Below are 12,484 nucleotides of genomic sequence, written 5' to 3'. Positions count from 1 at the left end.
TTTTTTAATTCGTTTCAATGAGTTAACTGGGTTTTAATTAAGTAATTATCTCCTAATTACTGCCAGTTTCCCCTGTTGAGGGGCGTATTATAGACGCTTTAAATCTCGAGTCAAGAGGTAAATTCATTTAGTTTAAAACTAATTGATTCGAAATATTCATTAAGTGATTGCTCACTTCCTAAATATCCTTCCCTTCAGACTGGGTGGAAGTATACTCGGTTTAAAGTGAGGGTCAATGTTTCTTAGAAACTATATATACAGTTTGCTTCAATCCCTCAAAAATACTGGCTACTTATTATGGGGTTAGTAATTTGGTGAGCTAGTTAGTTTTTGAATTTTCATTTTGTAATCGAACTTCGACCGTTTCAGACTTCATGATATGCATCTATATATCCTTTGTACATCCAAAATACATTAGTACATTAGTATAAATGAGCGTGTAAACATCACAATATGGATACCTTATATAGATAACTGACCTAAAGCAGTTGTTCAGCTATACATCCATATCCGAAAACTAAATGCCCTTAATTAGATTTCAGTCATGTGCATACTTCCACTACTGTCTACGAATTAACTTACTATAGATGAGTGCAGTTGTCTGAGTATATTTTGGCAGCCATCAAGTAAGCTTATTATCAGTCCCCTTAGCTTTACCCGTCATGAGAGTCATTAGTCTTTGAGGTTGCTAATCGTCACCTATTCATAGCAAAACGAAAAAGGCAACCTAATGGCTGCCTTTTCGATTCTGCATATTGTTTTAAGTTTCATCACTGCTAATAAGATAACACGATCGGTTTTATTACACTTAAAGGCAATCATTTGCATGGTGAGCAACTACTCACCACAGAAACTAACTTTCTAATTATAAATATGGTTGTGCAGTTTCTTCTTCAACTTCAACAGTACCATCACTTTCGGCATCAGCTTGACCCATATCATCCATACTTCCATCATCAGTCTGAGCCATATCATTCATGCTCTCGGCATCAGACATATTGTTAAACTCTTCAGTTTCAGTTTGAAGTCCGTTATCCATACTTCCAGCTTCGGTTTGCATGGTAGTATCTGCAGTCGCAGTTTGTACGACTGGTTGTTCAGCAGCCATGGCTAGACTTGGGATAGTAAGTGCGGCGCCAACAATTAATGATAAAGACAAAGTAAGGTTTTTCATTGATTAATTCCTTGATTCACAGATTTTATGCATCAGTTAAAAATAAGCCTAAACGGTATTTCGTACAGCTCGAATCTATTTAACAAACAGCACTGTCATAAATAAAGTTATGATAATTATTTGAGCTATTATCATGTTCGATTTGAGATCAGAACATTATGATCTAATCTTTATTAGCCATAATCTCCGAACACAAGACTACCAATTAATAACTTTGGCATTCAGTAGTACAAAAATTACCAGTCTAACGTGCTTATTTTTTTCTTGTGACATTGTGCAATTGCTATAGCATCTTTGTTATATCAACATGTTGAGAACTATTATTGATAACTCTTAATCTCAAACCCTTATAACTAAACAACATGTGCTCTATTAGTTATTAACCTCTACTTAATAATACATACTTATTATTTTTTAACTCTCTTATCGTTTCTTGAGTAAATTACTCTAAACTCCTTATATTTTCTGGATTTTTGAATATTTATTATGTTATGGCATTAATTTTCTATATCGCAAGAGTGAAAGTATGTTGGCAACAGTCTGATAACAAAATTTAGTCATTATATTTTTGAAGTATTGCGAGATTTTTTGAGGTCATCACACTTATTAAGGAAAAACATATAGATATGAGCATCACAAATTCCAAAAATATGTCACAACTTATCGTATTCTCAAGATCAATATGATTGATTTACAGCTTCCACTTGAATATCTAACTTCACCTTTTTTGCCATGCCTAACACTGTATATTTACTAATACCCCACTTCGTTCTATCGATAGTTGTCGTAAAACTTCCACCACACACCGATTTTTTTAATATCGGATTTAGATAGCAGTTGAACTTGGTAGCAGTGAGCGTAACGGGGTTGGTCTGCCCATGGAGCGTCAATAGGCCATCAACTTTGATGGTATCTTTATTAGATAAAAAATGCCATTTGGTAGACTTAAAACGAGCCACTGGAAATTTTTCGATATCAAAGAAATCTGCACTTTTAAGCGTGGCATCAAAAGCTTTATTGCCTGTATTTAAGGTATTCAGAGGAATTATGAGAGCAATATTGCCTGTCTTAGCCGTTGGGTCATAATCAAGCTGGCCGCTCAAATTATAGAACCCACCAGTGATTGTTGACGTATTGAGAGGCTCAATGGCGAAACGTACGTTGGTACGGGTAGCATCGATGTAGTAGGGAGTCGCATAACTACTGACGATACCTATTGTACTTAGACATAAACCCAAGAGAAATTTGCGATAGGATAATAGCGCCTTTGAGAGAAAAGCATGACTCATAATGACATTCCTTTGTGCAGTAAATGACAAGCCAATCACATCCTTTGTGATCGTCATACGACTCATATAGCGATAAAAAGACAATATCTAATCGATAGATATTGTCTTTTCCATTTTTGCAATCTGACTTATAAAAAATTAAAGCACCAAATTAAACTTTGCTATCTATAGTTGATTTGTCTTTGCCACTTGGTGTCAGCCATTTAGCAAACCAGCCTGACACGTCATCCATTAAGGTATAAACCACTGGAATGACCACGAGACTGAGTAGCGTCGAGGTCACCAGACCACCCAATACTGCTGCCGCCATCGGGCGACGGAAAGTAGGATCTGCATCACCCCAACCGAATACCAATGGCAACATGCCAGCGCCCATCGCAATCGTCGTCATAATAATCGGTCGAGCACGCTTATGACAGGCATCAACCATCGCATCAAACCTTGCTAGTCCACGGTTTTGGGCGATGATAGCGTAATCCACTAACAAGATAGAGTTCTTGGTTGCGATACCCATCAACATAATAAAACCAATCATCGAAGGCATCGACAAGCTGCTATTAGTAATCACCAAACCAATAAAAGCACCACCGATTGATAGAGGTAATGCCACTAAAATCGTAAAAGGCTGTAGCACTTTGCCAAACAGAAGAATCAATACGCCTAAGATACAGATGATACCGACTGACATGGCGATGATAAAACCACTGAAAAGCTCAGCCATATTTTCGGCTTGCCCTTGATCAATGATGGTAATTGACGCAGGCAAATTTTGCATCGTCGGGGTATTTTTGACTGCTTGTACCAACTCGCCAAGCTCACTATTTGCAGGCTGTACCGTAATACTGATCGCACGCTCACGATCGAGACGTTTTATCTGAGCAGGCCCTGTACCGAAATCCAAACTGGCCACTTCACTGATACGCACGCCTTGCCCTGCGGCACTATTACTAGATACGTATAGCCCTTCCAGCTGATTGACGTTTTGTTTTGCAATATCAGGCAAACGTACGACGATAGGAATCTGCCGTGTATCCAAATTAAGCTTAGACAGACTTTGCTCATAGTCACCGACCGTCGCGATACGCAAGGTAGTCGCGATATCTTGTGTGGTCACGCCTTTGTCTGCCATCGCTAGTCTGTCAGGCGTCACGGTTAGCTCCTGACGCGGTAGACTGCGGTCGCTAGTGACTGATCCTGCACCTGGCAATGCACGAATATCGGACATAATCTGCTGAGCGGTCTCTTCAAGTACTTGAGGATTGCTACTGGTCAGCGAAAAGTTGTATCCCGTCTCACCGCCACTCGATAGCCCAACCGTAAAACGAGCACTTGGCACCTCCGAAAGTATCGCGCTAATCTTACGCTCAACCTGTTGTTTCGAATCTCGCTCAGCACGCGGAGCCAATACAATATCCAAACTGCCGATATTTTCTGCTTTACCACTACCAGAATCAGAGTCCATCGACTCTTGTGCCTCACCGACAGACGTAAATATATTAGTGACTTCTGGCAATGCCAAAATACGAGCGCTCGCTAATGCGGCAACCCGCTCTGTGTCTGCTAGTGCCACATCAGGTGTTAGCTCAATCGCCACTCGTGTCTGGTCAATGTCATTATCAGGGATAAAGGCGGTCGGTAATAATTTGACCAATCCTAACGAAGCCACAAATAGTATCAGCGTCACGCCCATCGTTATCCAACGATGATGCAATGTCCACGTGACGGCTTTGAGATACCACGTCATCAGTTTGCTTTGCTTTTCGACATGATGCTTTTCTGGCCTGAGTATGTACGCTGCCATCATAGGCGTAATCAGACGCGCGACCAGTAGAGAGGCAAAGATAGCCAGAGCAGCCGTCCAGCCAAACTGCCGGAAAAACTGACCTACGACACCGCCCATAAAGGCCGTCGGCAAAAATACAGCGATTAAGGTAAAGGTTGTCGCCACTACTGCAAGCCCAATCTCATCAGCGGCTTCCATCGCTGCCTCATAAGGCGTCTTACCCATCCTGAGATGGCGAATAATGTTCTCAACCTCAACGATAGCATCATCGACCAAGACACCGATAACTAGGGACAAGGCCAACAAGGAGATAATATTTAAGCTAAAGTCAAACAGATACATTGCTAAAAAGGTAGGAACGACTGAGAGCGGTAGCGCAACTGCAGCCACAATGGTCGCGCGGACGTTGCGTAAGAATAGAAAAACCACGATTACGGCTAATATACCGCCTTCGATTAGCATCTTTATAGAAGCACTATAATCTTCTGCTACTGGCGTTGCGGTATCATAAACCTTATCAATCTTAATTTGGCTCATCTCTGCAGTCAGCTTTGCAAGCTCTGCATCGACCAACTCCATGACCTCAACCTCACTAGCACCCCGCGAACGAGTAATGTTAAATGCCACAACGGTCTGCTCATTAAGCTTGGCAAGAGAGCTTGGGTCGGCAGCACCATCAGTCACTTGTGCCATACGCCCAAGCGCCTGCGTGCCACCAGCTGGCACTGCTATCTGCAAGTCATTGAGCTCACGTGCCCGCTCAACTGCACCCAATACACGAATTGTTTGGGTCGCATTACCTACCTCAGCTTCACCGCCCGCACTGTCTTGCTGAATACCGCTCAACTGCTGCGACAACTGTGCAATCGAGAACTGCAAACCACTTAGCGCAATAGGATCGGCAGCGACTGTGATTTCACGTTCAAGACCACCTATCCGACCGACCGTGCTGACCCCAGGAATATCTGATAAGCGCTTGGTAATCGTGTCATCAATGAACCAAGACAGGTCTTCAACACTCATATTATCGGCAGCGACTGAATAAGTCACAATCGGAAAGCCTGCTGTCGATACTTTAGTAATGATAGGGTCATTGGCTGCTGCAGGAAGATCTCCGCTCACCTCTCCGACGGCTGAACGCACATCGTCGACAGCTTCTTGGATGTCTTTTTCTAATACAAACTCTGTTGCCACCGTAGCAACACCTGTCTGTAACGTCGTGCGAATACGCTTAACACCTTCTATGCTAGTAATTCTGTTTTCAATCTTTTTTGCGATATCGTTTTCGATTTGAGAAGGGGCTGCACCAGGGAGGGTGACAGTCACAACAACTGCGGGTAAGTCAATATCTGGAAACTGTTGCACCTTCATTTGCATAAAGCCGTAAATGCCGCCTAACGTTAGGAGCACAAACAGCAAAATAGCAACCAGCGGATTTCTAATCGAATAAGCTGAGACATTTAAACTCATGAGCGTGCCTGCTTATCTGTGCCAGTCGTGGTTTTATCGGCAGCCGTGTCAGCTTGGTTGCCTGTTTGAATTGCACCATTCACGACAAGCACTAAATCACCATCATTTAAAAAACTCCCGCCCTGCTTCACAATCTGACTATTGGCGGGCAATGGCTCTGTAATCGCTACACTATCACCAAGTCGCTTGCCCAATGCCACTCGCTGTTGCTTGATACGACCTGTATTTTTGCCATCTTGAGTCTTCATGTTAGTAACTAGCATGACGTAGTCATAACCATCGTTGCTCACGATAGCGCTATTTGGCACCGTCTGCGTACTGGCACTGCCTAGTAGAAACTCACCCGTCTGATACATGCCTGACCGTACTTGTGCATTGGCAGCCAAACTGGCATAAATAGTAATCTGACGGTTATTATCTGCCGTTGGCGCAATACGGCTCACTTGACCCATTACAGAGTCGCCACCCGGTAAGCTCACACGTACTGGCGTGCCAACATTGACTTCACCGATAAGTTTGGGATCGATATCTGCGCGCCACTCTAAAATCCCGCCTTTAATAATAGTAAATAATGGCTCACCACCAGCGACCATACCCACTTCAACCATTTTTTCGCTGATGATACCGCTCACTGGCGCGACCACTCGAGCATTATCCACACTCAAGCGCTGAGTGCTTAGTCGAGCTTTTGATGCTTGCAAAGACGCTTTGGCTCGAAGCTCAGAAGTACGATAGCGATCGGCTTCTTGTTTGCTGATAGCATCAATGTCGAGCAATGGTAATACGCGCGCTGCGTCAGCACTAGCGTTGGCCAGCGTCGCTTCTGCCTCTGCTACGTCCGCCTCTGCTTGTAGCACTTGCTGCTCCATCGCATCGGTATCGAACATGGCCAATACCTGACCTGCTTTGACGCGATCGCCTTCTTCGACCAAGATACGCTCGATAGCCACACCGTTTACTTTCGCACTGACATTCGCCGTATCTTTAGCATTAATAGTCCCATCAGCACTTAACGTGTTGCCTATATCATCTTGGCTTGGCGCGATTGTTTCTACTGATAATACTGACTGCTCTGTACTGCCGTCGCTAGTACCATCACTGGATGCACTGCTAGTACCTGGAGACTCAACCGTTTCTGCTTCACCATTACCCCAATATTTCCCGAGCAGGACCCCAATAATCAGCACCGCCACTAAAGCAGGTAACAACCATAATGGTAACCTTGAGGAGGGTTTATTCACCAATGACTCAGACTGACGATACGGTGGTAGCTCAGCTCGTTGAGAGGTTTCAATATCAGGAGTTTGCTCGCTAATCGACGCTTGCTTATTATCAGGGTGTTTAAAATCACTCATAGTTGGTCTCTATAAATAAGCACGGTACTAACGCCGTAAAAAGCATAAAGGAAACAAGATGATGCAGTCCCATCTTATTAATAAGGGTTTTTAACATTGTAGACTAACTCGTCAGCGGGTCAATTATGTTACATACCTGAGGGGTCAGTTTTTGGTCATCATCAGAATATAGTAAGACATTGAACTTCATAAAGATATTGCTACTAGAAATTATAATATGGACAATGACTACAGATTGAAGACGCCAGCATAGCCCAACATTCCTACTTAAATTTTGTCCGCATGTGCCTCTCCTCTCAAAGTCTAATGACCAAATCGAATACATGATTGGAGGTTATTACACCGTATTTAATAAAGATACTTCTATGATTGAGTGTGACGTCATATTAAATTGCTTGAAATGAGACTAGCACTCCTTGATTAATCAACTGTAAAAATCAATGATACATACCACCTACAGTTCAGACTTGAATTTACGAGGTAATTTGTCATTATTAAGAGGACCTCATCAACAAAGGAGCCAATCATGGCTAATAAGTCAGAAGTGAAAAAGCTTAAGAAAGAGATCAAAGAGACCAAAGCAAAAGTTAAACAGCAAAAGAAAAACCTCAAAGATCTCAAAAAATCACTGAAGAAAGTAAAAAAATCTAAATAGCTTTATCTTGGCAAACAAAAAAGAGGACAGCATTGGCTGTCCTCTTTTTTATTGAGTATCAATTTACTAATGTAAACTGCACAGCTGATTAACTTTGGTTCAATGGTTAAGCATTAGTATAACGACTGGCCTCTGGCATCCAGCGATGTATCAACTGGCTGACATCCGCTTTACGTGTAGGGTCTGAAATTAAATGCTTGGCCAAACGCTGCGCAATCGCAAACAGCTGCTCATCACGGATGAGGTCAGCTAAATAGTAACCGACATTGCCAGTTTGCCGCTTACCGAGTAGCTCACCCGGTCCACGCAACTCTAAATCTTTTTGGGCAATGACAAAGCCGTCGGTACTATCGCGTAATACATTCAAGCGCTCAGTACCCGTCTCTGATAGTGGCTTTTGATACAACAGTACACAGTAGCTTTTAGTAGAGCCGCGCCCTACTCGCCCACGCAATTGATGTAATTGCGACAGTCCCAATCGTTCCGCATTTTCGATAACCATTAACGAGGCATTGGGCACATCAACACCGACCTCGATAACCGTTGTAGCAATGAGCAAGTCTAGCTCTCCTACTTTGAATTGCTGCATGATGGCTTGTTTATCAGCAGATTTCATTTTGCCATGTACTAATCCAATACGAATATCCAAACGCTCGTTTAAGTCTTCATAAGTCGCCTCGGCCGCTTGTGCATCCAGTACGCTAGACTCTTCTACCAATGAGCAGACCCAATATGCTTGCCTACCTGCCTCGCAATTAATAGCGATACGCTCAATCACCTCATCACGGCGGTTCCGATCAATTGTCACCGTAGTAATCGGCGTACGTCCCGGTGGTAACTCATCAATGATAGAGGTATCCATATCGCCATAGACACTCATAGCTAGCGTACGTGGAATCGGTGTGGCGGTCATAATCAGCTGATGCGGTGTACTGTTGGCCACGCCTTTATTGGTTAGTGCCATACGCTGCTCAACGCCAAATCGATGCTGCTCATCAATGATCACTAACCCTAATTTGGCAAACTGTACTTGCTCTTGAAACAACGCATGCGTACCGACTACGATTTGTACGGTATTTTCAGCGATTGCCTCCAATGATTCACGGCGTTGCTTGGCAGTTTGCTTGCCAGCGAGCCAGCCAACACCAATGCCCAACGGCTCAAACCACTGTTTAAAATTAACTAAATGCTGTTCAGCTAAAATCTCAGTCGGTGCCATCACAGCCACTTGCCAGCCACTATCAAGCGCATAGCCCGCCGCGCCCGCCGCTACTAATGTTTTACCAGCACCCACATCGCCTTGTACCAGCCGCAACATAGGAATAGATGTCGCCATATCAGCGGTAATGTCTCGCATTACTCTTTTTTGTGCGCCCGTTAAGTCAAAAGGCAATGCGCCAAACAAGGCATCAGCCAATGGACTTTGAGCGGCGCATTTAGGCGCTTTGTGTTGATGCAATTGCTGGCGTCGATACAATAAACTCAGCTGATGCGCAGTCAATTCCTCAATAATCAAACGCTGGCAGGCAGCATGAGTACGGGCACTCAGTTGGGTTAATAATTTATATTGCTGTCCAGCATCGGTATAAGTGGGCGGCGTGTGTAGTAATACTAAGGCTTCAAATATCGTCAAATTATAGACATTGTTGTGCGCCGATCGAGCTACTGCCGTATGGATTTCGCTATTAGCACTGCTGCTAGTACTACGATTGCTATCATAGGCTGTTGCACCGCCTCTATGAACGCTATTACCAATCGTATTGTCTGGCACACTACGTGCCAATGTCGAAAAGATATCTTCTGAATAATCATGCTCTGCTATTAATGACTTCGTCGGCTCAAAAGGTGCTAACGGCAGATCAGCTACCACTGAAAAATCTGTGGGAGTAAACAATGTCATCGGCAGACCTTGGCTGCGGACAGTTTGTAATGCCAATTTGATTAAGGTGCGCAGCTTATTTTGATGTAAGCCTTTAACGCTGGGATAAATCGGCTGCAATCCCGTATTGGTCATGGCAACACTATCAGTAATAATCTGATATTCAGGATGACTCATCTGCTTGCCATATCGACTGACTTTGACTTCGCCGAACAGCTGCAGATGTGTACCCAAACTCATCGTTTGCGAAAGACCGCGATAAACCTTAAAGAATCGTAAGGATATCGTCCCTGTATCATCATCTACCACTACCGTCATACCACTGCGCTTAGTATCGACGTGTACCACACGCCCAGTGATTAATCCCGATTGCCCATGCTCTACGTCTGCTATGGAGACCAGTCGGCTACGATCCTCGTAATCACGTGGCAGATGCAGTAGCAAATCAAATATTCGCTTTATATTTAACTGTGCTAACTGCTCTGCGACTTTTAGGCCAACGCCTGCCAGCGCTGTCACAGGCATATCTAGCGCTGAAACTGGCTGCTCAGATCTAAAGTGGTCTGATGAGTGAGCTAAAGAAGGGCTTGTCGATGTTGGCATCAAAGATCCTAGCGAGATTGTTTTATAAGTATTAATGTTTTTAAGTATTATAGATTCAATTTTCTTAGTCTACATTTGCTGCATCTTATAAAAACTATAGTTATCAATTTGATATAAAATACTAAGTCATTGTGACTGTTATTAATAGTCTAACTCCACTCCCAAAGCCCAAAATAACAAAGAAAACGTATGTAAGTACTATATGGTATAGACCAAATAAATTTAACACCATTGGTCGTATTTTTGAGATTAATAATCTATTGAGCATCCATGACTTATAAACATTGATTTCTCAGTATGGGTTTGCAAACCCTTTAACATAAATGAATCATCTATATCATAGCAATAACTGATGCCTTGTTTTCTAACTTATACAACTCTCTAAGGTCTTTTTATGCCTACTCCCACTTTCAGCCATCCCCTCAATCATCATTTATCATTACTACGTGTGGGCATACTTACTACACTAGGACTAATCATCAGTGCTTGTAGCACACTGACTCCAGCGAGTGTCACACCTATAGTTCCTGAAATCGAACCACCTAGTGTCGCATTGGTATTGGGCGGTGGTGGCGCTAAAGGCTTTGCTCATGTGGGAGTAATCAAAGCACTAGAAGAGAACGGTATTACACCGACACTTATCGTTGGCACGAGTATCGGTAGTTTGGTTGGTAGCTTATATGCAAGTGGATACACGCCTGCACAGCTTGAGCGACTGGCACTGACGACTACGGATAGCGAGTTGACTGATTTCACTTTATCCAATCAAGGGTTTATTGAAGGCATCAAACTAAAAAACTTTATCAATGCAAAAGTAGGCGAACGCGCAATAGAAGACTTTCCAATTCGCTTTGCAGCAATTGCTACCGAAAAAAACACGCTAAAAAAAGCAGTCTTTACCACTGGCAATGCAGGACTTGCTGTACAGGCGTCTTGTAGCGTTCCTAATATTTTTATCGCTCCACGCATCCCTGAAAAAGTCGGTAAAAAATATATCGATGGCGGTGTGGTTAGCCTAGTACCTGTTGATAGCGCTCGTGATTTGGGTGCTGATATTATCATCGCAGTAGATGTGACAGATGCGAGTGACAATAATGCCACTAAGCTTAACGGCATACCGAAACTCAACTCACTCAGCAGCTTTTGGGGATTGCTAGAAAATACGATCGCGGCTCAGCCAAGTACCAATCATAGCGCAACAATGCGTCGTGAACGGGATGGTGCAGATATTGTCATCACTCCTGCTGTCAGTCACATCAGCTCAATAGATACTAGCCAGCGCCGTGCCCTCATTACGGCTGGATCACAAGCCACCAATTCACAAATCAATGTAATCAAACAGTTGATAAAGCAGAAGTCTGAAAGCAAGTATGCAACCCTTTGAACGATAAATAAGCAACCTATCTAAAAATCTAAACTCGAATAAAAAAGCACCACAGCAATAAGCTATGGTGCTTTTTATAACGGCGCAAATCATGAAAAATGCATGATTACATGAAATCTAATATTCAAACGTCGACGTCGTTTTATACGGGCACGATAGTTATTTTACACGTGCACGATATTTGACTGCGACTGTGTCGTTAAGACCAACGCCTTCCATATCCCAACGTACTGCTCTATAGTATTTCATATCAACATCTTGCAGCTGATTATCTACTCTCGTACGCAATGGCATACGCGCAAAATTATTACCGTCGACACTACCATACGGGAACTCCGGTGCTACCGTACGCATTAACTCTACTTCATCAGGAATACTCATGGTAACCGTCATTTTACGCACACGATCAGCATTGGTATTGGTAAAGTACCCTTGATACTCTAGGACATTGCCTGACTGTAGGCGCGTACTTGCATTGACAGGAACCAAAATCTCTTCACCATTTGCATCAACACTAATCAATGATGCTGTGATTTTGCTATTCACAGCTTGTGCACTTGAACCTTGATTGGCATTGGCTTGCACCGCAACTGAGCTATCTACAGCTTGCTCTGGCGTAGGCAGCATCGCCGAGGCTTGTGTTGTGACGACCATCGCACCGATGAGTGTGCCGGCGACAACGTGAAACAAGCGATGACCGCTCCAAGCGCTAAACGGACTAGCAAATTGATTATTTTTTTTCATGGTTTTCATTATCCCTAGTTGATATATCGGTAGAACGCAATTGGTAAAACTTGAAAAGAGTTTAATATATTTTCAATCACTCATCGCCGTATTCTTTATATGAAACTATATATGATTTCGAGTACTGCTTACTTAGCGCTAGCTTACT

General features: G+C 43.1%; 8 protein-coding genes. 2 read left to right on the top strand and 6 right to left on the bottom strand.

Annotated features, from left to right (window positions below):
- Window positions 1–865 precede the first annotated feature (865 nt).
- The 4 genes from I6E83_RS14505 to I6E83_RS14490 all read right to left on the bottom strand — a co-directional run bounded on the left by I6E83_RS14505 (window position 866) and on the right by I6E83_RS14490 (window position 7,071).
- The gene (locus I6E83_RS14505) at window positions 866–1,174 is read right to left on the bottom strand and encodes a hypothetical protein (RefSeq protein WP_197102949.1); all 309 of its coding nucleotides are present in this window, start codon (window positions 1,172–1,174) and stop codon (window positions 866–868) included.
- Between the two features lie 677 nt (window positions 1,175–1,851).
- Window positions 1,852–2,520: a YceI family protein gene (locus I6E83_RS14500; RefSeq protein ID WP_227680970.1), complete on the bottom strand. Its 669-nt coding sequence runs from the start codon at window positions 2,518–2,520 to the stop codon at window positions 1,852–1,854.
- A gap of 94 nt (window positions 2,521–2,614) precedes the next feature.
- On the bottom strand, window positions 2,615–5,716 hold the full coding sequence (locus tag I6E83_RS14495; protein WP_197102947.1) for an efflux RND transporter permease subunit: 3,102 nt from the start codon (window positions 5,714–5,716) through the stop codon (window positions 2,615–2,617).
- Complete coding sequence (locus I6E83_RS14490; protein WP_197102945.1) at window positions 5,713–7,071, bottom strand: efflux RND transporter periplasmic adaptor subunit; 1,359 nt, start codon at window positions 7,069–7,071, stop codon at window positions 5,713–5,715. Before I6E83_RS14490 ends, I6E83_RS14495 begins: the two co-directional genes overlap by 4 nt.
- 526 nt (window positions 7,072–7,597) lie before the next feature.
- Between I6E83_RS14490 and I6E83_RS14900 the strand changes: the two genes are divergently transcribed.
- Entirely contained in the window at window positions 7,598–7,726 is a 129-nt protein-coding gene (locus I6E83_RS14900) for a hypothetical protein (RefSeq protein ID WP_265090099.1), read from the top strand.
- A 106-nt stretch (window positions 7,727–7,832) separates the two neighbouring features.
- Here the strand turns inward: I6E83_RS14900 and recG are convergent, their stop codons facing one another.
- A complete protein-coding gene (gene recG / locus I6E83_RS14485) occupies window positions 7,833–10,208 on the bottom strand; it encodes an ATP-dependent DNA helicase RecG (protein ID WP_227680969.1) in 2,376 nt (791 codons plus the stop codon).
- Window positions 10,209–10,602: 394 nt separating this feature from the next.
- Between recG and I6E83_RS14480 the strand changes: the two genes are divergently transcribed.
- The gene (locus I6E83_RS14480) at window positions 10,603–11,592 is read left to right on the top strand and encodes a patatin-like phospholipase family protein (RefSeq protein WP_197102943.1); all 990 of its coding nucleotides are present in this window, start codon (window positions 10,603–10,605) and stop codon (window positions 11,590–11,592) included.
- Between the two features lie 159 nt (window positions 11,593–11,751).
- Here I6E83_RS14480 and I6E83_RS14475 read toward each other — a convergent pair whose 3' ends face one another.
- Window positions 11,752–12,336, bottom strand: a complete 585-nt coding sequence (locus tag I6E83_RS14475) for a hypothetical protein (RefSeq protein ID WP_197102941.1) — start codon at window positions 12,334–12,336, stop codon at window positions 11,752–11,754.
- Window positions 12,337–12,484: the final 148 nt, after the last annotated feature.

This window comes from Psychrobacter sp. SZ93C1 (assembly GCF_015864635.1).
Lineage (GTDB): Bacteria > Pseudomonadota > Gammaproteobacteria > Pseudomonadales > Moraxellaceae > Psychrobacter > Psychrobacter fozii.
This window is presented reverse-complemented; position numbering and strand designations above follow the sequence as displayed.